Raw genomic sequence first — 22,863 nt, 5'->3', positions numbered from 1 at the left:
GACAGGGCTTCTCCCCGGCGGGAGGAGCCCTTTTTCTTGGCATCGCTGATCGGCAGGCTGAGGCCTCAAGGGCGATAGGCGGTGGTGGAGAAGGGGCGCGCGCCCGGCTTCGTCGCCCATGACATGTTCGGCGTCGCCTGCATGGTGAAGCGCAATTCGCCGCCCGCCCGGATTTCCGCGTCTGTGATCGCGCTGCGTTCCAGCGGCTTGCCGTTCAAAGTCACGCCACCGACATAGCGGTTCGCGTCGGACAGGCCGTCAGCAATCACGATGAAGTGCTGCCCGTTCGGCAAGGTCATCTCCGCCCGCGCCACGAACGGCCGCCCGATCACATATTCGTTGCTGCCCGGCGCCACCGGATAGAAACCGAGCGCCGTGAACACCAGCCAGGCGGACATCTGCCCCAGGTCGTCATTGCCGGAAAGGCCATCGGGCGTGGGCTTATACTGGCTCTCGACAATCTGTTTCAGCCGTTCCTGGGTCCGCCATGGCTGTCCTGCATAATTATAGAGATAGGCGACATGGTGGCTGGGTTCGTTGCCATGGATATATTGGCCGATCAGGCCGGCAATATCCTCGGCATGGCTATAGTCGATCTTGCTGTTGTCATAATCGAACATCGCGTCCAGCTTCGCCACGGCCTGGGCGTCGCCGCCCAGCAGGCGGAACAGCCCGCCCTGATCGTGCGGCATGAACCAGCTATATTGCCAGGCATTGCCCTCCGTATAGTCGCTGCCATAGTTGATCGCGGTCGGATCGAACGGCGTGCGAAAGGACCCATCCGATTTTCGCGCGCGCAGGAATCCGGATTTCGGATCAAAGCTGTTGCGCCAATTTTGCGCCCGCTTTTCGAACCGCGCCGCGATCGCCGTTTCGCCGAGCTTGCGGGCGAGGCGCGCGATGGTCCAGTCGTCATAGGCATATTCGACCGTCTTGGACGCGGCTTCGGGTTTGCGATCGATGGGGACATAGCCGAGCGACATATAATCGCTAAGGCCGCCATAGGGCGCATAGTCGGCGCTGGCGACCATGGCCTTGAGCGCGCCCGCGCAGTCTATGCCCCTTATCCCCTTGAGGCAGGCGTCGGCGATGACCGGCACGGCATGATAGCCGATCATCGTCCAGGTTTCCTTGCCCGCAAACTCCCAGACGGGCAGGATACCGAACGGGCTGGCCTTCTGGCTGGCGACCAGCGAATTGACGAAGTCGGCGTTGCGCTCTTCGGGCTGGATGAGCGTCAGTAGCGGGTGTTCGGCGCGGAACGTGTCCCATAGCGAAAAGGTGGAATAGCGGGTGGTCCTGCCGCCGGCATGGACCTGATCGTCCGGCCCCCGCCAGCGTCCGTCGGCATCGCTCCACACGCTCGGCGCCATCAGGCTGTGATAGAGCGCGGTGTAGACATTGGTGCGCATCGGCTTTGGCGCATCGATCGTCACGCGGCCCAGCGCCTCGGCCCAGGCGGCACGGGTTCTGGCGCGGATCGCATCGAAATCGCCCGGCCCGCTGTCGAGGTTCGCAATCGCGCCATCCTCGTCCACGCCCGACAGCGCGACCTTCACCTCCAGCGGCTTACCCAGTGCGCCGAAGTCGAACTGCGCGATCAGCGCCCGGCCAGACAGGGAATCCAGCGTTTCGGGTCCGCGACCCGGCCCCTTGAACCCCTTATAGAGGATATTCTCCTCCGTGCTGATCAGTTTGTGGCCTGTCACCGGCGCGGAAAAGCGCATGGCGAAGAAGATGCGGCGCGGGCTCGCCCAGCCGCGCACCTCGCGCGATCCGGTGATCGTGCCGTCGGGCCGAATTCGCACCGACGACCACAGGATCTTGCCGGGATAATCATAGATGATGCTGCGCAGGTCGATGAGCAGATGTGCCGCCTTGCCGGCCGGAAAGGCGTAGCGATGAACGCCGACGCGCGTTCCTGCGGTCATTTCCGCCCGCACGCCGGGGTCTGTCAGCGTCACCGCATAATAGCCCGGCGTCGCCGTCTCATCGGCCTTGTGCGACCGAAAGCCCGGTGTGTCCGCGTCGCCCGCTTTGACAGGCACCGTGTCGCCGCTGACCGGCATGACCAGAAAATCACCAAGGTCGCTATGTCCTGCGCCCGAAAAATGGGTGTGGGAAAAGCCCAGTATGACGGGGTCTTCATGGCGATAGCCCGACGCCCAGTCATAGGTTTCGCGTGCAGGTCCTACATGGGTATCGGGCGACAATTGCACCATGCCGAAGGGTGCGACCGCGCCGGGGAAGGTGTGTCCCTGACCGCTTGTGCCGATGAACGGATCGACGGCTTCTACCGGATCGGATGCGGGCTGCTGGGCGGAAAGGGCGGTGCTGGCGAGCAGGCCGGCCGCGACGGCCAGACGGAGGAAGCGACAGGACATGAAGACAGTTAAACCATGGCTGTGACTGTCCGCCAAGCGCTTAGCGCTTGATCTGACAGGCTGGCTGCGGTTTACTCCTACAAATGAAGAGGATGCATTTGCAAACAAGCCGCCGCACGATGTTGGCGGGCAGCATGGCCGGGTTGACGGCGGCCGCAGTCGCGCAAGCCCCACAACGCCGCGCCGCCGATGGGGCATCGCTGCTGGCGCCCCGTCCGCCGATGGGCTGGAACAGCTGGAACAGCTTTGCCACCACCATCACTGAAGCGCAGGCGCGCGAAACCGCGCGGATCATGGCGGATAAGCTGCTGCCCTTCGGCTATGACATCTTCACGGTCGATATCCAGTGGTATGAACCCGAAGCATCCAGCTACAGCTATAACGCAAAGCCCAAACCAGCGATGGACGCCTATGGCCGGATGATCCCCGCGCCCAATCGCTTTCCCTCCAGCGCAGGCGGCAAGGGCTTCGCGCCGCTGGCGCAGGCAGTACATGCGCTGGGCCTCAAATTCGGCATTCATGTCATGCGCGGCATTCCGCGCGCGGCGGTGGAGGCAAACCTGCCGATCCTTGGCACCAAATATCGCGCCGCCGACATTGCCAACCGGACCAGCATCTGCTCCTGGAACCCGGACATGTATGGCGTGGACATGGCCCGTCCCGGCGCGCAGGCCTATTATGACAGCATCTTCCGCCTCTATGCCGACTGGGGCGTCGACTTCGTCAAGATGGACGATATGAGCCGCCCCTATGACGCGCATGCGGCGGAGATCGAGGCGGCGCACAAGGCGATCCAGGCGACTGGACGTCCCATCATCCTCAGCCTCTCCCCCGGCGAAACACCGGTGATCCGGGGCGGTCATGTCCGCAAATATGCGCAGATGTGGCGCATCTCCGATGATTTCTGGGATGAATGGCCGATGCTGGAGGCGCAGTTCACGCGCCTGGAAAACTGGACGCCCTGGCGTGGGCCGGACAGCTGGCCTGACGCCGACATGCTGCCGCTCGGCCGGCTGGCGCTGGGCGAACGCGATACCCGCTTCACGCCTGACGAGCAGCGCACGCTGATGACGCTCTGGGCGATTGCCCGTTCGCCGCTGATCATGGGCGGCGACCTGCGCCATCTCGACGCCGCGACCCTGGCGCTGCTCACCAATCGGGAGGTGATTGCGGTCAACCAGGCGAGCCGCGACAATCGCCCGCATTTCATCGAGGATGGCACGCGCATCTGGTCCGCCACGGCGGAGGATGGTGGCGGCCGCTATCTGGCGCTGTTCAACACCAGCGACAAGACGCGCGAGGTCGGCATCGACCTCAAAACTCTCGGCCTCAGCCAGCCCGTCGCCGTGCGCGACCTGTGGGCCGGAAAGGCGCTGGGGTCACAAGCAGAGCGCGTCGCCGCCGCTTTGCCGGCACATGGTGCGGCGCTCTATCTATTGCGTTGAACCGGCCCGACGCCGGTCACTGCCGGACAGCTGCGCTTTTGTCGCGGATGGCCTTGAACTCGGACCCCGGCTTCCATTCGGGCCAGCGGTCCGACGTGGCGAGCTCCCGGCCAATGTCGAGCATCAGGTCGATGTCCTGCGCCGCGCCGTCCAGGTTCCAGCTATCGTCCACCGCATCACAGGCCTGGTGATAGCATTTGCCGGTATAGGCATCGACCCAGGCCTGACCGGCGGTCCGGCCACCCTCAACCAGGTCCGACGCCCCGGCAATGCCCATCATCAGCAGCACAGGGACGCCGCGCTTGGCCATGGAGAAATGATCGGCGCGATAGAAAAGCCCGCGTTCGGGCAGGCTTTCCTGCGTCACGACGCGCCCCTGCTTCGCGGCGAAGCGGGCAAGGTCGTCCTCCAGCATATTCTGCCCCTTGCCGACCAGAATGACATCCTTCGCCTTGCCGGCGGTCTGAAGAATGTCGATGGTCAGGTTGGCGACCGTCTTGTCGAGCGGATAGACGGGATTGAGCGCATAATGTTCGGACCCCAGCAGGCCGCGTTCCTCGGCCGTCCAGGCGGCAAACAGGACCGAACGGTCTGGCCTCGGCCCGGCCTTGAACGCGCGGGCGATCTCGAACATGGCGGCGACGCCCAGCGCGTCGTCATTGGCCCCGGCGCGATAGATCCGGCCCTGCGCATCGGGTTCGCCCTTGCCATAAGCATCCCAATGCGCGCCATACATGACGGTTTCGTCAGGGCGCTTGGCCCCCGGAATGCGCGCGAGCACATTGGCGCTCTGCACGACATCCTGCGTTACCGGGAAGCTGGCTGAAAATGTCGTGCCCTTGAGTTCGACCGGCTTGAAAGCGGCGGATCGCGCCTGCCTGCGCAGCGCGGCCAGATCCTGACCCGCGCCGGCGAACAGCGCCTTGGCCGCATCACCTGCGATCCAGCCCTGTAACTGAAGGCTTGTCAGCCTGTCGGCGGGGCGCACCAGATCGTAATTTTCGCCGGCCGGACTTATCACCACATTCCAGCCATAGCCCGCACCGGGCGTATCATGCACGATCAGCGCGCCGATCGCACCGCGCCGCGCGGCTTCCTCGAACTTGTAGGTCCAGCGGCCATAATAGGTCATGGTCTTGCCGCCGAACTTGCCGACCGCATCCTCCCCCTTCACCGCTTCGAAATCGGGGTCATTGACCAGGAAGACCGCCACCTTGCCTTTGAGGTCGACGCCTTTGAAATCGTCCCAGCCCCGTTCCGGCGCGGACACGCCATAGCCGACAAAGACCATCGGCGCCTTGTCGATGCTGACTTCATTCCTGGGTTGCAGCGTCGATACATAGACATTCTCGCCAAAGGTCCAGGGCGTCGTTTCGGCGCCTTGCGTCACGGCCAGCCGCGACGGCTTGCCCAGGCGAGTGTGCAGCAACGGCACGGTCTGCACCCATTGGCCGTCAGGGCCGCCCGGCTCCAGACCCAGCGCCTCGAACCGGCCGATCAGATAGCCGATTGTCCGTTCCTCCCCGATCGTGCCGGGCGCACGGCCCTGAAACAGGTCTGACGCCAGCGTGCGGACGGACGATTCCAGCCGATCCGGCGCGATCGTCTGAGCCTGCACGATGGTGGGGAGGAGAGGGGCGGCGGACAGGCCTAGGGCCAGGATCAGTGTGCGAACAGTCATGGCCTTAGCCTTAACTGCCCAAAGACGAAGGCGAAAGGCCCTAGAACTCGGTTTCCAGCTCGATCATTTCGTCCGGTTCCTGGCGGGCGGCGTCGATCCATTCGCGCATCAGCGTCCATTCATTGACTGTCTCGCAATAAGCGGCGGACGTCGGATTGACGGCCACCGCATAGGTCAGGAACCGCTGCACAACCGGGGCGAACATGGCGTCGGCCACGGTGGGCGATGCGCCGAACAGCCAGGGGCCGCCATAGTCGCTCAGGCATTCCGCCCATATGGTTTCCACCCGCTCGATATCGGGGCGGGCGCCGGGGAAGATCGGGAAGCGGTCGTGCCGGACTTTCAGGTTCATCGGCAGCGCGGAGCGCAGATTGATGAAGCCCGAATGGATTTCGCCCGATACCGACCGGCAATGCGCGCGGGCGATACGGTCAGCGGGATACATGCCCCGGTCCGGATAGAGTTCGTGCAGATATTCCGCGATCGCCAGCGTGTCCCACACGCTTGCGCCCTCATGCGTCAGGCGCGGCACCAGAACAGAGGGGGAGAGCAGTAGCAACTCCGCGCGATTGTCGGGATCGTCCAGGGCAACCATCTTTTCCCGAACCGTCAGCCCCGCGAGTCGGCACAATAGCCAACCGCGCAGCGACCAGGACGAATAAGTGCGGCTGGAAAGAGTGAGTTGCGCATCGGCCATGGCTTTACCCCTCGCTATCGGCCATTAACTCCCATTTATGATGATGCAGTGCAATAGAAAATGCCTGTATAGCGTTTCAGGAAAGAACCGATTCGGGTCACAGGGTCAATATAAGGCAAAAGTGCGATCATGCGGATGCTCTACAGCGGCTATCAGGCCTGGAACGACATGCTGGCGCCCGCGCGCCTGGGCACGGAATGGGCGCTCAGCCTGCGCAAGACCATGGGACCGATGGCCGAATGGGCAATGCCGCGTCGCATGTTTGCGCTGATGGACGTGTTTCAGGGCGCGAAACTGACGCACAAGCGCCCGGCCTATGATATCCAGATGGTGCAAAGCGGCAATGCGGATGTCGCCGTGCGAGAGGAAATCGCGCTCGACCTGCCCTTTGGCGACCTGCTGCATTTCGTGAAGGATGATGTCTCGGTCGAGCAGCCGCGCGTGCTGGTCGTCGCGCCCATGTCCGGCCATTTCTCCACCTTGCTGCGCAGCACGGTCGCAACATTGCTGCGCGATCATGACGTCTACATCACCGACTGGAAAAATGCGCGCGACGTGCCGCTGTCTGCCGGCCGTTTCGGCTTTGACGACTATGTCGACTATGTGATCCGCTTTCTGCAGGAACTGGGGGAGGGCGCGCATCTTGTGTCCGTATGCCAGCCCTGCGTGCCGGCGATGGCGGCAGTTGCGCTGATGTCGGAAGATCAGGACAAGGCGACTCCGCGATCCATGACGCTGATGGGCGGGCCGATCGACCCCAATGCCGCGCCCACCGTCGTCAACGACCTCGCCAATGAAAAGCCGATTAAATGGTTTGAGGAAAATCTGATTTCGGTCGTCCCGTTTCGCTATGCCGGACGTGGGCGTGAAGTCTATCCCGGCTTTCTGCAATTGTCCGCCTTCATGTCCATGAACATGGATCGGCACGGGGCGCAGCATCGCGAACTCTACCAGTTGCTGGCTGACGGCAAGACGGAAGAAGCCGACAAGATCAAGACTTTCTACGAGGAATATTTCGCGGTCCTCGACATGACCAAGGAATTTTATCTCGAAACCGTCGACATGGTGTTCCAGCGCGCCCTGCTGGCTAAGGGGGAACTGACCGTGCGCGGCCGCAGGATCGATCCCGGCGCTATCCACAAGACGGCGCTGCTGACGGTCGAGGGGGAGCGCGATGACGTTTGTGCGGTCGGGCAGACATCTGCCGCGCATGCATTGTGCACCGGCCTGCGCCCACATCTCAAGCGCCATCATCTTCAGCCCGGGGTCGGCCATTATGGTGTCTTTTCCGGCAGCAAATGGGAAAAGCAGGTCTATCCCCAGGTTCGGAACATGATCCTGGCGATGAATTGACGCCGATCGCCTTTGGCCTCCTCATGGCCAGACTGTTTCTATTTAGCGACCTCTCGCTGATCCCCCTTGATGGCTGATCCGCTGTACATTGCCTGTGCGCTTGCTGCCGTCATCCTGTCGGGACTGGCGAAAGGGGGCTTTGCAGGCATTGGGGCGCTTGCCATGCCGGTGATGGCGCTCGCAATTGACCCGGTTCGCGGCGCGGCGATCCTGCTGCCGATCCTGATCTTGCAGGACGCTGTCGGCGTCTGGGCCTATCGTCGCAGTTGGGATGGTCATATTCTGGCCGTCATCCTGCCGGGTGCGGCCGTTGGCATCCTGCTGGGCTGGTTTTTTGCCGCTCAGGTGTCAGAGGTGGCGGTTCTGGGCGTACTGGGCGCCATTTCCGTCCTGTTCGGCCTGCAAAGATTATGGGTGGAACGCGGCGGGGCGATCACGCTGCCGTCCAACTCCCCTGCCTGGGTCGGTTTTTTGTTCGGCATCGCCAGCGGCTTTACCAGTCAGATCGCCCATGCCGGTTCGCCACCGTTCCAGATGTGGGTCCTGCCCAAGCGACTGACCCGCGACATGCTGGTTGGCACCACCGCCTTCGCCTTTGCGGCGATGAACTGGATGAAGGTGCCGGCCTATGCCGCGCTCGGCCAGTTCAGCCGCGACAATCTGATGGCCACCGCGATGCTGGCGCCGGTCGCGATCCTGTCGACATTTGCCGGCGTCGCGCTGGTGCGGCGGGTCGATCCGGCGCGTTTCTATACGCTCATCTATATTTTGATGATCCTGCTCGGCCTCAAGCTGATGGCCGACGCGTTGCTGGCGTGAGCCAGAAAAAAGGCCGGCGCTGTTGCCGGCCTTTGCCTTATTCCTTTTCGCGCTTCTTGCGATGCGTGTCGAGGTCGAGGACAGTGGTGTCCAGCCCCTCGGGTAGCAGCCCCAGCCGCCGCGCGACCTCCTGATAGGCTTCGACTTCGCCGCCCAGGTCGCGGCGGAACCGGTCCTTGTCCAGTTTCTCGTTGGTGGCCATGTCCCACAGGCGGCAACCGTCCGGGCTGATCTCGTCGGCCAGGATGATGCGGCTGTAATCGCCGTCATAAAGCCGTCCGAACTCCAGCTTGAAGTCAATGAGGCGGATGCCGATGCCCGCAAACAGGCCGCACAGGAAATCATTCACGCGGATCGCCATGTCGGCAATATCGTGCATTTCCTCCTGCGTCGCCCAGCCGAAGCAGGCGATATGTTCCTCGGACACGAGTGGATCGCCCAGCGCGTCGTCCTTGTAGCAATATTCGATCAGTGTGCGCGGCAGCTGCGTGCCTTCCTCGATCCCCAGCTTCTTGGAGAGCGACCCGGCGGCAACATTGCGCACGATCACCTCGATCGGCACGATTTCGACCTGGCGGATCAGTTGCTCGCGCATATTGAGGCGGCGGATGAAATGCGTCGGCACGCCGATCTGGCCGAGCAGGGTGAAGACATGCTCGGAAATGCGGTTGTTCAGCACGCCCTTCCCGGAAATCGTGCCCTTCTTCTGCGCGTTGAAGGCGGTGGCGTCATCCTTGAAATATTGGATGATCGTGCCCGGTTCGGGGCCTTCATAAAGGATCTTTGCCTTGCCTTCGTAAATCTGGCGGCGACGGGCCATGCGCGTTCCTGACCTTTTTTCTCAAAAACAATGCGCCCCGGCAATCGCGAATCGAAAAGGATCAGCGGGTGCCGGGGCTGTTCGCGCAGGCCCATAGAACAATCTCACCGCCGGTGCAATTGGCGGGCGGGAACGCTATCCCCCGGCTAGAGCACATCGCCAAACATGAACCAGAGCAGCGCGACCCAGGCAACCAGTCCCACTGCGGCGATGATGACGCCCGAGCGCGCCTGAATGGCGGCCCACGGCCCGCCCGCCTCCTTGTCATCATCCCGCTGCATCAACGCAGCCTAGCGAGCGCTGTGAAGGCGCTCAACCCTCCGCCCGTGCGATGGCGGCCTCCTTGGGAATCGGTTCGGCCGCCGTCAGCCGTTCCGTAAACGTCTGACGCCACCAGCTGATATCCTGTGTTTCCACGCTGTCCATCATCGAGCGCCAGCGGCGCTTGCGTTCGTCCAGCGGCATGGCCAGCGCGCGGTTGATCGCGTCCGACATTTCCTCGCTGCTATAGGGGTTGATGAGCAGCGCGTCGCGCAGCTGGATCGCCGCGCCCGCAAAGCGCGACAGCACCAACACGCCAGGATCTTCCGGGTCCTGCGCCGCGACATATTCCTTGGCGACCAGGTTCATGCCGTCGCGCAGCGGCGTCACCAGCCCGATCCGCGCCGCGCGGTAGATGCCCGCCAGCTTATCGCGCGGATAACCCTGGTTGACGTAGCGGATCGGCGTCCAGTCGACATCGCTATATTCGCCATTGATCCGCCCGGCGAGCGAATCCAGCGTCGCGCGAATGTCGCGATAGCTTTCGACTTCCCCGCGCGACGGCGGCGCGATCTGCGTCAGCACGACCTGGCGATGATGTTCGGGATGGTCTTTCAGGAACCGGGCATAGCCGTTGAAGCGCTCCTCCAGACCCTTGCTGTAATCCAGCCGGTCGACGCCCACGATCAGCGACCGATCCTGCAAGGACGCGCGGACCTGCCCGTACATATCCTTGGCGGCGTCGCTGACGGCGGCGTCGGCAAATTCCTCCGCGTTGATGCCGATGGGGCAGGCGATCGCCTGGATTGTCCGGTCGCCGACCGTGACGAAGTCGCCATCGACCTTGCCGCCCATTTCCTTCTCGACATAATGGCGGAAGGATTCGAGCCATTCCTCGGTATGAAATCCCACCACATCATAGGCGAAGAGCGAACTCACCAGCTTGGTGTGATGCGGCAGCGACACCAGAAGGCGCGTCGGCGGCCAGGGGATGTGGAGGAAGAAGCCCATCCGGTTTTTAAGGCCGCGGTCGCGCAGCATCTGGCCCAGCGGGATCATGTGATAATCATGGACCCAGATGATGTCGTCCGGTTCGATCAGCGGGCTGGTCGTCTCGGCAAAGCGCTTGTTGACGCGATTATAGCCCCCTTCGAAATCGCGCGCATATTCAGCGAGGTCGATGCGGAAGTGGAAAAGCGGCCACAGCGTCTTGTTGGCGTAGCCATTATAATATTCGTCGACATCCTGTTCTTCCAGGTCGATCGTCGCGGTCTTGACGCCGTCATATTCGGCAAAGCCGATATGCCCGGTAAAATTGTTCGTCACTTCGCCCGACCAGCCGACCCATATGCCCCGGCTCTCGCGCAGCGCTTGCGATAGCGCGACGGCCAGCCCGCCCTGATTGCCGTTCTTGCTGGGGCGACTGACCCGGTTGGAGATGATAATCAGGCGGCTCATCGCATCGCGCTCCAAGGTTTGCTCAGCAAGACGGCGCAATTGATGATGCCGACCAACGAGTAGGTTTGGGGATAATTGCCCCATAATTCCCCGGTCACGGGGTCGATATCCTCCGACAACAGGCCCGCGGCGGTGCGCCGCGACAGCATGACTTCAAACAATTCGCGCGCTTCTTCGGTGCGGCCGGTGCGATGCAGCGCCTCGATCAGCCAGAATGTGCAGACGTTGAACGCCGTCACCGGCTCGCCAAAATCATCGGGCGCGCTGTAGCGCAGCATGTCGTTGCCGCGCCGCAAATCGGCCTCCAGCGCCGCCAATGTACCGATGAATTTGGGATCATCGGCGCTCAGGAAGCGCAGGTCAAGCAGTTGCAGCAAGGACGCGTCGCGCGAATCATCCTCGAAATTGGCCGATATCGCATTGCTGTCGCTGCGCCAGGCTGCGTCCAGGATGCGCGCCCGCATCGTTTCCGCGCGATTTTCCCAATAGGCCGCCCGCATCTCCAACCCGATCGCCTTGGCCGCATGGGCCAGCCGATCGCACGCCGCCCAGCACATGACCGCGCTATAGCTGTGCACATGGGCGCGCGTGCGCAATTCCCACAGACCTGCGTCCGGCTTGTCATACACTTGCCAAGCGCGCTCGCCGACCGCCTCCAGCGCCTCGAAATCGGCGTGGCCCGCCATCCGCAGCAACCGCTGGTCGATAAAGCCCTGCACCGATGACAGGACGATCTGCCCATAGGCATCATGCTGTATCTGTTCATAGGCCGCGTTGCCGACGCGCACTGGCCCCATGCCGCGATAGCCCGGCAGGCCATCCGCCTCCCATTCGGTCAGCGTGGCGTTGCCGCGCACGTCATAGAGCGGCTGGATATGCCCGCCCTTGGCGCCATCGACGATGTTGCGCAGATAGACGAGGTAGGATTCCAGCACGTCGAGCGCGCCGAGCCGGTTGAGCGCTTCGACCGTATAATAGGCGTCGCGCACCCAGCAGTAGCGATAGTCCCAATTCCGGCCGCTATCGGCATGTTCGGGAATGGACGTGGTCAGCGCCGCGACGATCGCGCCGGTTTCCTCATGCTGGCACAGTTTCAGAGTGATGGCGGAACGGATGACCGCCTCCTGCCACTCGGCCGGGATCGCCAGCCCGCGCACCCACACCTGCCATTCCAGGATGGTGTCGTCCAGCATCCGCTCGATCGCGGGGCGCAGCGCGTCGGAAAAGCCTTCGTCCGGGCCCATGAAGAAATGCATGTCGGCTTCCAGCCGGAACCAGCTTTCCTGGCTGATGAGGCCGATGGGCGCATTGGTCGACACCCGCATCGCCATATAGGACAGCACCATGCGGATATGGTTGGAGCCGTAGCTGATCGGCACCTTTTCCGCGTTCCAGCTGGTCGTCGGGCGCAGCCGCACGCGAATGCGCGGGCTGCCCGCGACGGGGCGCACGATGCGTACAAAAGCGACCGGGCGATACATGCGCCCCTTGTGCCGATGGCGCGGGCAGAAATCATAGGTTTCGATGGCATTGCCCTGCGCGTCGCGCTGGCGCGTCACCAGGATCGGCGTGTTGCGGATATAATGTTGTTCGACCGCGACGACATTTTCCAGCTCGATCGCCCAGAAACCGCGCGCGTCCGGATCATCCCAGGCTTGGTCGTCGAGCAGGGCGGAAAAGACAGGGTCGCCGTCCACACGGGGCACGCAGCCCCAGACCATGCGCCCGGCGCGGTCGATCAGGGCCGACGCCTGGCAATTGCCGATGGGCCACAGGTCCAGCGTCTGTTCGTTCGCGTGCGTCTCGCCGTTGCTGTTGCTGATGTTTCTGCCCCCTTTTGACCGCAACCCAAGCCGATAGGCCGCCGTTCAGCCGAGCCGGGCAGCCCCTTCCGCCAGATAATGCCTGACGGCGGCAACCTGTTCCAATCCGAAGGCGGCAAAAGTCGATCGCGACGGGCCGACCAGGATGCCCGCGCCGCCTTGCTCGGCAGCGGCGGCGAAGCCCTCCTCGTCCGTCACATCGTCGCCGATGAAGACAGGAACGCCGCCGGCCATGGGCGCCTGCGTCATCAACCGGCGCACCGCGCTGCCCTTGTCCGCTCCGCCCGGTCGCAATTCGAACAGCATCTTGCCCGGTTGCACCGCCAGATCATGGTCGGCGGCCAGCGCCATGGCGAGCGCGCGAGCTTCATCGCCCCATTGCGGCGCACCGCGAAAATGCAGACCGACGCTGATGGTCTTGCGTTCGACGAGCATGCCGGGCTTGTCCGCGACAAAAGCGTTGAATGCGTCCTCAACCGCATCGATCGCCGGCAGGCGCGCGGGCCCATCGATGTCCGCGCCAGGCGCGGCAAATTCCAGCCCGTGCGTCCCGGCAATCAGGAAGTCGGTAAAGCCAAAATCCCGCAGCGTCGCGACCGACCGGCCGCTGACGATCGCCAGCCGCCCGTCCAGCGCATCGCGCAGCCGCAGCAGCGTCGCGATCAGATCGTCATCCACCTGAACCCCGCAGGGCGTATCGGCGATCGGCGCGAGCGTGCCGTCAAAATCCAGAAAAAGCGACGCGCCATCCAGCAGGCCGACGGACGGGGCGGGGAGCGGGGCGGGGTTTGGGGAGGAAGCAGAATCAGACACGGGGGCAAAGTGGCGCTTCCCGTTCAAACCGCAACCCCTCTTATGGTGCAGCGCACGCAAAAAATATCCTCAGATCACCATGGGGAATGGACGATGCCTGTGCGACGGACTGCCATCTTTGCCAAAGCGGCGGGCGCTGCTATCCCGGAGGGAATGACAGACTTTCGCGACCCGTTCGACGCCATCAAGGACCATCCTTTCGATGAAGCGCTCTCGCAGCGCTATCTCGTCTATGCGCTCTCGACCATCACCGCGCGGTCGCTGCCGGACCTGCGCGATGGGTTGAAGCCCGTGCATCGCCGCCTGCTCTGGGCGATGCGGCTGCTGCGGATGGAGCCGGGCGGGGCCAGCGCCGACATACTCTCGGCCAATCCTGCGCGGAACACCACCGCCTACAAGAAATGCGCTCGTGTCGTGGGCGACGTGATCGGCAAATATCACCCCCATGGCGACGCGTCGGTCTATGACGCCATGGTGCGGCTGGCGCAGGACTTTTCCCTGCGCACGCCGCTGATCGACGGGCAGGGGAATTTCGGCAATATCGACGGCGATAATGCCGCGGCCATGCGCTATACCGAAGCGCGGTTGACCCAGGCGGCGGCCGACCTGATGGCGGGGCTGGACGAAGGCACGGTCGATTTCCGACCGACCTATAATGGCGAGGACGAGGAGCCGGAGGTGTTTCCCGGCCTGTTCCCCAATCTGCTCGCCAATGGCGCCAGCGGCATCGCGGTCGGCATGGCGACCAGCATCCCGCCGCATAATGTCGCTGAACTGATCGACGCCGCCAATCTGCTGATCGACGACCCCGATGCCGATCATGCGGCGTTGATGCAGATCGTGCGGGGGCCTGACTTTCCGACCGGCGGCGTGCTGGTGGACAGCTCGTCGATCATTGCCGAAGCCTATGCCACCGGACGAGGCGCCTTCCGCACGCGCGCGCGCTGGCACAAGGAGGATCATGGCCGCGGCACCTGGATCGCGGTCGTCACCGAAATTCCTTATCAGGTGCAGAAGTCGAAGCTGATCGAGCAGATCGCGGCGCTGATCAATGACAAGAAGTTGCCGATCCTGGCCGACGTGCGCGACGAATCCGACGCCGAGATTCGCATCGTCATCGAACCGCGCGCCCGCACGGTCGACGATCAACTGCTGATGGACAGCCTGTTTCGCCTGACCGACCTGGAAAACCGCTTTCCGCTCAATCTGAACGTGCTCGACGCCACCCACACGCCACGGGTGCTGGGCTTGAAGCCGTTGCTGGTCGAATGGCTGCGGCATCAGATCGACGTGCTGGTCCGGCGCGCGCGTCACCGGCTCGACAAGATCGCGGCCCGGGTCGAACTGCTTGACGGCTATATCATCGCCTATCTGAACCTCGATCGGGTTATCGAGATCATCCGCACGGAGGATGAGCCAAAGGAGGTGATGATGGCCGAATTTAGCCTCACCGACCGCCAGGCCGAAGCGATCCTCAACATGCGGCTGCGCAGCTTGCGCAAGCTGGAGGAAATGGAGCTTCGCCGCGAACATGGCGAATTGCTGAAAGAGCGCGATGAGCTTGAAAAGCTGGTCGAAAGCCCGGCCCGGCAGCGCACCCGGCTCAAGAAGGACCTTGCCGCCCTGCGCAAGCGCTATGGTCCCGACACCGATCTGGGCCGCCGGCGCACCCTGGTCGAGGAAGCCGCGCCCGCGCGCGAAATTCCGCTGGAAGCGATGATCGAGCGTGAGCCGATCACCGTGATCCTCTCCGAACGCGGCTGGATACGCGCGATGAGCGGCCACCGCGACCTTGCCGCCGCCGATACGCTCAAGTTCAAGGAAGGCGACGGGCCGCAATTCGCCTTTCACGCCTATACGACCGACAAGCTGTTGCTGGCGACCTCCACCGGGCGCGTCTTCACCCTGTCGTCGGACAAATTGCCCGGTGGTCGCGGCTTTGGCGATCCGGTGCGCTCTCTTGTCGATATGGACAATGAAGGCGCGATCGTGGCCCTGATGCCCGCACGACCCGGCGGAGAATTATTGCTCGCCTCCTCCGATGGGCGCGGATTCATTGCCGCGACATCCGACATCATGGCCGAAACACGCAAGGGCAAGCAGGTGGTGAATGTTCGCGCCGGCGCGCGGCTGGCCGTCGTCTATCCCGTGCCGGCCGAAGCCGACAGCATCGCGGTCATTGGCGAGAACCGCAAATTGCTGGTGTTCGCCATCACCGAAATGCCCCGCATGGCGCGCGGGCAGGGGGTTCAGCTTCAGCGATATCGCGACGGTGGCCTGTCGGACGCCATCGCTTTCCGTCTCGCCGACGGGTTGACCTGGGCCATGGGGGGCGACTCCGGTCGAACCCGCAATGAAACCGACATGACGCCGTGGAAGGTTGCCAGAGGTGCTGCCGGCCGGATGCCCCCCAATGGATTTCCGCGCGATAATCGCTTCTAAATTGTTCTAAATCGGAATTTCGTTTTCGGAATATTTACCTAATCGCCCTAGCCCGGTGCCATGGAATCCGCGTCCGTGCGTCCTCGGCTGGCTCAGACGATCCGTAGCGAAGCTAGCTGCGGTGACGCGGGCCCTTGCGTTTGCTCGCTTGAAGATCCCGCCGAGTTCCTCATGGCGCTGCCGCAGGCGGCTGCAATCGTGGCCTATCGGGGGGCCGGGCTTTCGGTGATCGCGGGCAACGCCCGCTTCAATCAGGCGATGGAACAGGGGCGGGTCAGTCCCGCCGATATCCTGCCAAACTCGGTCTGGGCCGAACGCATCCGCGACTTCATTGACTCGGGCAAGGACAATGTAATTTTCGAAACGCGGCGCGACGGAAAGCTCGGGCCGGAATATCATATGTGCACCATCGGTCGGTTGCACAGCGACGACCCGGCGCAGCATTTGCTTTTGTTCACGGCGACGGACCGGACCAACGAACGGGCGATTGAAAAGAATCTTCGGCGCGAATTGCTGGCCGACGGGCTGACTGCGCTCCCCAACCGCACCGGCTTTGGCGAGGAAATTGACGATCGCCTGAAAAATGGCGTCTGGCCCGACATGGCGCAATTCGGCATCATCGCCATTGACCTCAGCCGCTTCAGCCGGGTCAATGAATCGCTGGGGCCGATGGCCGGCGACGAATTGCTCATCACTGTGGCGAAGCGCCTCAAATCCTGCCTGCGCCAAGGCGATGTTCTCGCCCGAATCGGCGGCAATGATTTCGCGATTTTCGCTCGCCTCAACAATGGCTTGTCGGACGCTCTTCACATCGTTCAGAGAATTCAGGAAGCGATGGGATCCCCCATTCGACTAAGCGACCTGCAAATTCGCGTCGATTGCGCCATCGGCTGTGCGCTGTCGCTGGACCTCGAAGAAGACCCCGATGATGTCGTTCGCAAGGCGCAGGCTGCGGTCAAGATCGCCAAGCGGACGGGCAAGGTCGAAATCTATCGCAATGGCGTGCTCAAGGAGGCGCAACGTCGCTTCTCGATTGAAAGCCGCCTGCGCGACGCCTTGTCGCAGGGTGGATTGTCGCTCGCCTATCAGCCGCTCATTCACCTTCAGACCGGCGAAATCACGGGTTTTGAAGCCCTGGCGCGCTGGAACGACCCGGAACTGGGCAATGTGCCCCCGACCGAATTTATCGCGGTTGCCGAAGAAAGCGGGCTCATCACCTCCCTGGGGCGTTGGGCCGCCTATGAAGCCGCGCAGGCCCTGTCGCGCTGGGACGCGAAATATGGCCAGCCGCTGCCCGTGGGCGTCAACGTCAATGTGTCGGCCATCCAGATTGCGCGCGATGACGTGGAGAGCATGTTCGAAGAAGCGGTCCGCTATGCCGGGATAGATGGTCGGCGCATGACCGCCGAACTGACCGAGAGTGCGATCGTGGCCGATCCTGACAAGGCGCGCAAATGGCTGGTCGCGCTAAAGGATCTCAATATGTCGATCGCGATGGACGATTTCGGCACGGGCTTTTCGAACTTGGCAAGCCTGCACAGCCTCCCGATCGATATCCTCAAGATCGACCGCAGCTTCGTGTCGTCCATGCTGGAGGATCATGACAAGATGGTGATCGTGCGGACCATCCTGTCGCTCGCGGAATCGCTCAATCTCAAGGTTACGGCGGAGGGCATCGAAACCCAGGCGCTCGCGCTCCAGCTTCAGAATATGGGTTGCTGGCAAGGGCAGGGCTATTATTTCGCGCGCCCGATGAACGAAACCGACGCCTTCGACTATTGGCGCGCGCGCTGGAATTTCGAAACGATCTGATCGGCCAGTTGCTGCACCCGGTCCTCATCGGGAAAATCTTCCGCCACCCATTGCCGCTCAACCTGTTGCAGGGCCTTGGCCACATCCGGCCCCGGCGTCAGGCCGCGCTTGATCAGGGCGCCGCCGCTGATCGGCAGCTTGGGCGGCGTCCACCCTCGCAACTGCTCCAGCGCCTCGACCGGCCGGGCGCTCTCCAGCAGCAACCGGTCGATCGCGCCTTCCGTCCCGATGCGAAATGCCAGAGCCTTCATGCTCTCTCCCGCGCCATCCCGTGCCAGCGCCACTGCCAGCCGCTTGCGCGCCTTGTTTGACAGCTTCAGCCGCGCGCCGACCTGATCGGCCACCGCTGCATCCGGCGGCAGCAGCGCGGCAAGCCGCCGCACGGCCGACGCGGGCAGACTGGCCTTGGCCTCCCGCGCGATCAGCGCTTCTACCCGATCGACGCCGTCCATCGCGACTTCCGGCAGCACCGGCCGCAATATGCCGCCTTCGACCATCAGGCGCAAGGCAGTGACCGGCGAGGCTACCGCCAGCAGCTTCATCAATTCGTCGGCGATCCGTTCGCGTGACAGCGCCATCAGGCTGTTGGACGCTGCCACGCACGCGGCATAGGCATGGCTGTCCACCTCATTGTCGCCATAGCGCGCCAGAAACCGGAAATAGCGCAGGATGCGCAGATGATCCTCGGCAATCCGCGCCTCCGCGTCGCCGATGAAGCGCAACCGCCGCGCCTCCAGGTCGGCGATACCGCCGAAATAATCGCTGATCGCACCTGTCATCGGGTCGGCGTACAGCGCGTTGATCGTGAAGTCGCGGCGCGCTGCATCCTCGCGCCAGTCGTCGGTATAGGCGATGGTCGCGCGCCTGCCGTCCGTGCTGACGTCGCGGCGCAATGTCGTAATCTCGACCGGACCATCGGCCAGCACGGCCGTCACCGTGCCATGGTCGATCCCGGTCGGCACAACTTTGATTCCCCCATCCTGCAGGCGTTCCATGACCGCCGTAGGCGGCAGCGATGTGGCGATGTCCAGATCATTGACCGGCAGGCCCAGCAATCCGTCACGCACGGCCCCGCCGACATAGCGCGCCAGGCCATCCTTCGCCTCCAACGCGAACAGCAACGCGTCTAGGCCCGGCCGATGACGCCAGGGCGCGTCAGGCAGCAAGGCGGTCATGGCCGAGTCTGCGCGACAGATTGGCGAGAATGGCGGCGGTGATGCCCCATATGCGGCGGCCTTCCCAATGGATTTCATAATAGGCCCGCATCGCGCCGGCATATTCGACTTCGCGGCGGATGCGATTGGCGGGATCGAGCGCGAAGGCGAGCGGGACTTCAAACCAGGAGGCCACTTCGCTTTCCTGCGCGCGTAGCGGCAGGTCGGGCGGAATCACGCCTAACACGGGCACGATGTCGAAACCGGTAAAGGTCTGATAACGATCGGATATGCCAATCAAGTCGACCTGATCGGGCGGCAGCGCGATCTCCTCCTGCGCCTCGCGCAGCGCGCCGGCGACCTCATCGGCGTCCGACGGGTCGACGCGGCCGCCGGGAAAGGCGACCTGCCCGGCATGTTTGCGAAGCGCCGTGGATCGTTCGGTCAGGATCAATCCCGGCTCCGGCCGATCGGTGATCGCCACCAGCACGGCGGCCGGGGCCAATGCTATCTCGCCTTCTATCCGCGGATCGCGCACGTCGGACAGCGGCAGCAGATCGGCCCGCCGATGCCCTTCCTCCAGCGCGGCGCGTAGCCGCAACGCCAGTGTCATCGGGCGCGGTCCAGCGGGAAGAAGGCGCCATGGCTCCAGAGGCCAACGGGCTCCCCGCCGTCCTCCAGCGCCAGGTTCATCAGCTCATAATAGACGCTGCGCGCAATCAGCGCCTCCAGCCCGCCACGCACATGCAGATAAGGGCGGGGGCCATCGTCCGTATCGCGCAGGGTCAGGTCATGGTCCGGCCCCGCTGTCACCAGGTCGCCGGTATTGAGCCGGAAGGCGAGCGCGCGATCGCGGCCTTCGCCTTCGCTCTTGAGTTCGACGGCAACGAAGGGCGCGTCCTCGACCGCAATGTCCAGCTTTTCGACCGGCGTCACCAGCACATGGCTGCCATCGTCCTCGCGCCGCAAGATGGTGGAAAATAGCCGCACCATCGCTTCGCGGCCGATCGGCGACCCCTGATGATACCAGGTGCCGTCCCGCGCGATCCGCATCTCGCTGTCGCCGCAATGGTCGGGGTTCCATTGCTCGACCGGCGGCAATTTCTTCTCGGCGAGCAGCCGGGCAATGTCGGACAGCGACAGGGTGGCAAGATCGGGCAGGGGGTCCATAGGCATGTGTTCGAGATAGGTGCCCATCGTGCGGAAGGCAAAGGGGGAATCAGGCCGTGATCGTGACCCGGGGCGTCAACATGCCTTCGCCCTCAACCGGTCGCCCGTCGACCGACAGCGCGAGCAGGCGGCGCTTTTCAAACGGTCCGGGCGCGTCCCATCCGGCCGTGCCATCGGCGGAAAATCCCCAGAAACGGCCATAATATTCCGGATCGCCGATCATCATCAGCGGTTCTGTGCGCAATGCGCGAGCCTTGCCGATCACGGCATCCATCATCGCCCGGCCATGCCCGTCCTGCTGATGCGCGGGGGCGACCGCGACCGGCCCGATCATGATGAGCGGCATCTGCCGACCGTCGGACTGCGTCAGGGCGACCGGCCAGCTTTGCAATGTGCCGATCAGATCATTGTCCGCATCGACGATGGCCACAGAAAGATCGGGAATGAACGTCATGCCTTCCCGGATGCGATAGGCGGTCCGGCCATGGCGATCGGGTCCGAAGGCCGCGTCCAGCAGGGCTTCCACGGACTGCGGCGCGATGGCATCCAGGGGGATAATATCAGACACGACTTGCCGATCCGCAATCTATGGCGCATGGGGCAGCGCCGGAAGCGGGGGCTTTAGCGCCCGCCCCGCAAAAGGAAAGAAAATAGTCCCCGCCTGATGTCAGGCCGCGGGCGATGGTTGGCAGGCTATGCACACGGGTTTTGACGATTTTCTGACGCTGGAGGTCAATAACCTCCATGTCGACGTGCTCACCGGCATTTATTCGGAAGAAACGCATCTTCCCCAGCCGTTGCGCATCTCGATCCGCGCCCGGTTGCGAATCGCCAATCATTACGAGCCGGAAACGCCGCTCAGCCAGTCCAAAAACTATATGGACCTCAAACATGCGGCCTCGACCGCCTTACCCGAAGGCGTGCATTTCACGCTGATCGAGGCGGTCGCCGATCATATCATCGACACCATCTTCCTTCAGGACGACAAGGTCAGCCATGTGGAGGTGAAGATCGTCAAGCTGGCGCTAAGCGAACGCGGCGAGGAAATCGGCATTACGCTCGGCCGCGGGCGCAGATAGGCGCTGGCTCGGCCGGCCGATATTGTCGGACCCGACCGGAACCAGCGCCATGGGCAATCACGCCTTGATCAGCCCGATCTCGATCAATCGCTCGGTCAGATAATCATGCGCGCTGATTGGCGGGTCGCGGCGCGGATTGTCGGCGCTCACGCACTGGGGCAGCGCGTCGATCATGAAGTCCGGGCGCAGATGCAGGAAGAAGGGCATCGAATAGCGCGAATGGCCGCGCCTTTCGGGCGGCGGATTGACCACGCGATGGCTGGTCGATGGCAGCACATGATTGGTCAGCCGCTGGAGCATGTCGCCGACATTGATCGCCAGCGCGCCGGGCGGCGGCACGACCGGCAGCCAGTTGCCATCGCGATCCTTGAGTTCCAGCCCGCCTTCCTCGGCGCCCAGCAACAGGGTGATGAGGTTGATATCCTCATGCGCGCCTGCGCGGATGCCCGGCGCGTGGGGCGACACCGGCGGATAATGGAGCAGCCGCAGGATCGAATTGCCATTTTCGATCGGTCCGTCGAACCAGCGTTCGGGCAGCTCGAGATAAAGGGCGATGGCCGACAGAAGCTCCGCGCCGACCCGGTCGAACTCGCGATAGAGACTGGCGAATAGCGGCTTGAATTCAGGCAATTCGTCCGGCCAGACATTGGGCGGCATGCTTTGCGCCAACGGGTCGCCTTCCGGCAGGTCGCGGCCCACATGCCAGAATTCCTTCAGGTCATTCTCGCTCGCGCCCTTGGCGATTTCCGTTCCGAACGCGGTATATCCGCGCTGCCCGCCATTATATTTGGCGTCATAGCGCTGTTTCACCGCTTCGGGCAGATCGAAAAAGCGCCGCGCCATGGCCCAGCTATCGTCGATCAATTTGGGGTCCATGCCATGGTCGCGCACCATCGCGAAGCCGAACCGCTGAAAGGATTGGCCGAAGGCTTGGGCGAAATCCGCCTTGGGCATGTCCGCCATGGACAGGACAGGCACCTGATCCAGCACCGTTTGCGACACTTTCTATCTCCATAGTCTTCAAAATGGCCCCTGTCCGCCATTGGGGCAGGGGCGTGCATGGCGGCATCCTTGATCGTCCCGGGCCGCTGTTGCAAGAAGGCATGATGCACTATTGGCTCATGAAATCGGAACCCGATGTCTTCTCCTATGACGATCTGGTCGCCAAGGGGCAGGCGGAGTGGGACGGGGTGCGCAATCACGCTGCTCAGGGGCATATGAAGGCCATGCGCAAGGGCGATCTGGCCCTGTTCTACCACAGCAATATCGGACTGGCGGCGGTCGGCATCATGACCATCGTTGGGGAAGCCGCGCCCGACAGTACCGACGATTCGGGCAAATGGATCGCCGTCCAGGTCGCGCCTAAGGAAAAGCTGGCCAATCCGGTGCCGCTCAAGGCGATGAAGGCGCAAGCCTCTCTGTCCGACATGGCCATCATCCGGCAGCCTCGCCTGTCCGTCAGCCCCCTGACCAAGGCGGAGTTCGACCAAATCGTCGCCATGTCAAAGACCTGAGGCATCTAGCGCAAGCGATTGCATCCAACGCAACCGGAACGACATTTTTTGCGATTGTCCTTCTGCTGCGCCGCAGCATATCACCGGGGCAACCAGATAATAATATGTTCAAGAGGTGTTTGATCGGCATTCACAAGG

The 22,863-nt window shown here is 63.1% G+C and carries 20 protein-coding genes; 7 read left to right on the top strand and 13 right to left on the bottom strand.

All coding sequences use genetic code 11. The features are described from left to right. Window positions 1-65 precede the first annotated feature (65 nt). Complete coding sequence (locus RLDS_RS33290; RefSeq protein ID WP_021224761.1) at window positions 66-2,384, bottom strand: GH92 family glycosyl hydrolase; 2,319 nt, start codon at window positions 2,382-2,384, stop codon at window positions 66-68. A 92-nt stretch (window positions 2,385-2,476) separates the two neighbouring features. On the opposite strand from RLDS_RS33290, the gene RLDS_RS33285 reads away from it, so the two are divergent. After that, the gene (locus RLDS_RS33285; protein ID WP_021224760.1) at window positions 2,477-3,829 is read left to right on the top strand and encodes an alpha-galactosidase; all 1,353 of its coding nucleotides are present in this window, start codon (window positions 2,477-2,479) and stop codon (window positions 3,827-3,829) included. Between the two features lie 16 nt (window positions 3,830-3,845). Here the strand turns inward: RLDS_RS33285 and RLDS_RS33280 are convergent, their stop codons facing one another. Continuing rightward, window positions 3,846-5,510, bottom strand: coding sequence for a M28 family metallopeptidase (locus RLDS_RS33280; protein ID WP_021224759.1), 1,665 nt, complete (start codon window positions 5,508-5,510; stop codon window positions 3,846-3,848). A 40-nt stretch (window positions 5,511-5,550) separates the two neighbouring features. Then, window positions 5,551-6,207, bottom strand: a complete 657-nt coding sequence (locus RLDS_RS33275) for a glutathione S-transferase (RefSeq protein WP_021224758.1) — start codon at window positions 6,205-6,207, stop codon at window positions 5,551-5,553. Between the two features lie 129 nt (window positions 6,208-6,336). On the opposite strand from RLDS_RS33275, the gene RLDS_RS33270 reads away from it, so the two are divergent. Next, complete coding sequence (locus tag RLDS_RS33270) at window positions 6,337-7,560, top strand: polyhydroxyalkanoate depolymerase (protein WP_021224757.1); 1,224 nt, start codon at window positions 6,337-6,339, stop codon at window positions 7,558-7,560. A 69-nt stretch (window positions 7,561-7,629) separates the two neighbouring features. Beyond that, complete coding sequence (locus tag RLDS_RS33265) at window positions 7,630-8,379, top strand: sulfite exporter TauE/SafE family protein (protein WP_021224756.1); 750 nt, start codon at window positions 7,630-7,632, stop codon at window positions 8,377-8,379. A 37-nt stretch (window positions 8,380-8,416) separates the two neighbouring features. Here RLDS_RS33265 and purC read toward each other — a convergent pair whose 3' ends face one another. The 5 genes from purC to otsB all read right to left on the bottom strand — a co-directional run bounded on the left by purC (window position 8,417) and on the right by otsB (window position 13,554). Further along, window positions 8,417-9,199: a phosphoribosylaminoimidazolesuccinocarboxamide synthase gene (purC, locus tag RLDS_RS33260; protein WP_021224755.1), complete on the bottom strand. Its 783-nt coding sequence runs from the start codon at window positions 9,197-9,199 to the stop codon at window positions 8,417-8,419. A gap of 146 nt (window positions 9,200-9,345) precedes the next feature. After that, complete coding sequence (locus tag RLDS_RS57170; RefSeq protein ID WP_021224754.1) at window positions 9,346-9,480, bottom strand: hypothetical protein; 135 nt, start codon at window positions 9,478-9,480, stop codon at window positions 9,346-9,348. Window positions 9,481-9,511: 31 nt separating this feature from the next. Beyond that, window positions 9,512-10,918, bottom strand: coding sequence for an alpha,alpha-trehalose-phosphate synthase (UDP-forming) (otsA, locus tag RLDS_RS33255; RefSeq protein WP_021224753.1), 1,407 nt, complete (start codon window positions 10,916-10,918; stop codon window positions 9,512-9,514). Continuing rightward, window positions 10,915-12,699 carry a glycoside hydrolase family 15 protein gene (locus RLDS_RS33250; RefSeq protein WP_269078209.1) on the bottom strand — a complete coding sequence of 595 codons (1,785 nt, stop codon included), beginning with the start codon at window positions 12,697-12,699 and terminating at the stop codon, window positions 10,915-10,917. Before RLDS_RS33250 ends, otsA begins: the two co-directional genes overlap by 4 nt. Window positions 12,700-12,786: 87 nt before the next feature. Then, window positions 12,787-13,554 (bottom strand): trehalose-phosphatase, encoded by a 768-nt coding sequence (gene otsB, locus RLDS_RS33245; protein WP_021224751.1) that lies wholly within the window; start codon window positions 13,552-13,554, stop codon window positions 12,787-12,789. A gap of 153 nt (window positions 13,555-13,707) precedes the next feature. On the opposite strand from otsB, the gene parC reads away from it, so the two are divergent. Both parC and RLDS_RS33235 read left to right on the top strand, forming a co-directional pair. Further along, a complete protein-coding gene (gene parC / locus RLDS_RS33240; RefSeq protein ID WP_021224750.1) occupies window positions 13,708-15,996 on the top strand; it encodes a DNA topoisomerase IV subunit A in 2,289 nt (762 codons plus the stop codon). 171 nt (window positions 15,997-16,167) lie between these two features. Next, window positions 16,168-17,808 carry a putative bifunctional diguanylate cyclase/phosphodiesterase gene (locus RLDS_RS33235; protein ID WP_021224749.1) on the top strand — a complete coding sequence of 547 codons (1,641 nt, stop codon included), beginning with the start codon at window positions 16,168-16,170 and terminating at the stop codon, window positions 17,806-17,808. On the opposite strand, the gene RLDS_RS33230 is transcribed toward RLDS_RS33235, so the two are convergent. From RLDS_RS33230 to RLDS_RS33215, 4 genes are read right to left on the bottom strand one after another with little or no spacing between them, the layout of a single operon-like run. Continuing rightward, entirely contained in the window at window positions 17,772-18,983 is a 1,212-nt protein-coding gene (locus RLDS_RS33230; protein WP_021224748.1) for a CCA tRNA nucleotidyltransferase, read from the bottom strand. The two genes, RLDS_RS33235 and RLDS_RS33230, sit on opposite strands and share 37 nt — an antisense overlap. Then, a complete protein-coding gene (locus RLDS_RS33225) occupies window positions 18,964-19,575 on the bottom strand; it encodes a CoA pyrophosphatase (protein WP_021224747.1) in 612 nt (203 codons plus the stop codon). The genes RLDS_RS33230 and RLDS_RS33225 overlap by 20 nt, the downstream gene beginning before the upstream one ends. After that, window positions 19,572-20,138, bottom strand: a complete 567-nt coding sequence (locus RLDS_RS33220) for a DUF1285 domain-containing protein (RefSeq protein WP_031297475.1) — start codon at window positions 20,136-20,138, stop codon at window positions 19,572-19,574. Before RLDS_RS33220 ends, RLDS_RS33225 begins: the two co-directional genes overlap by 4 nt. Before the next feature lie 43 nt (window positions 20,139-20,181). Next, complete coding sequence (locus RLDS_RS33215) at window positions 20,182-20,700, bottom strand: GNAT family N-acetyltransferase (protein WP_021224745.1); 519 nt, start codon at window positions 20,698-20,700, stop codon at window positions 20,182-20,184. A gap of 127 nt (window positions 20,701-20,827) precedes the next feature. On the opposite strand from RLDS_RS33215, the gene RLDS_RS33210 reads away from it, so the two are divergent. Continuing rightward, on the top strand, window positions 20,828-21,211 hold the full coding sequence (locus RLDS_RS33210) for a dihydroneopterin aldolase (protein WP_021224744.1): 384 nt from the start codon (window positions 20,828-20,830) through the stop codon (window positions 21,209-21,211). 57 nt (window positions 21,212-21,268) lie between these two features. On the opposite strand, the gene RLDS_RS33205 is transcribed toward RLDS_RS33210, so the two are convergent. Next, the gene (locus RLDS_RS33205; RefSeq protein WP_021224743.1) at window positions 21,269-22,213 is read right to left on the bottom strand and encodes an isopenicillin N synthase family dioxygenase; all 945 of its coding nucleotides are present in this window, start codon (window positions 22,211-22,213) and stop codon (window positions 21,269-21,271) included. A 104-nt stretch (window positions 22,214-22,317) separates the two neighbouring features. On the opposite strand from RLDS_RS33205, the gene RLDS_RS33200 reads away from it, so the two are divergent. Next, the gene (locus RLDS_RS33200; RefSeq protein ID WP_031297473.1) at window positions 22,318-22,725 is read left to right on the top strand and encodes an EVE domain-containing protein; all 408 of its coding nucleotides are present in this window, start codon (window positions 22,318-22,320) and stop codon (window positions 22,723-22,725) included. Window positions 22,726-22,863 lie beyond the last annotated feature (138 nt).

This window comes from Sphingobium lactosutens DS20 (genome assembly GCF_000445105.1).
GTDB lineage: Bacteria > Pseudomonadota > Alphaproteobacteria > Sphingomonadales > Sphingomonadaceae > Sphingobium > Sphingobium lactosutens.
This window is presented reverse-complemented; position numbering and strand designations above follow the sequence as displayed.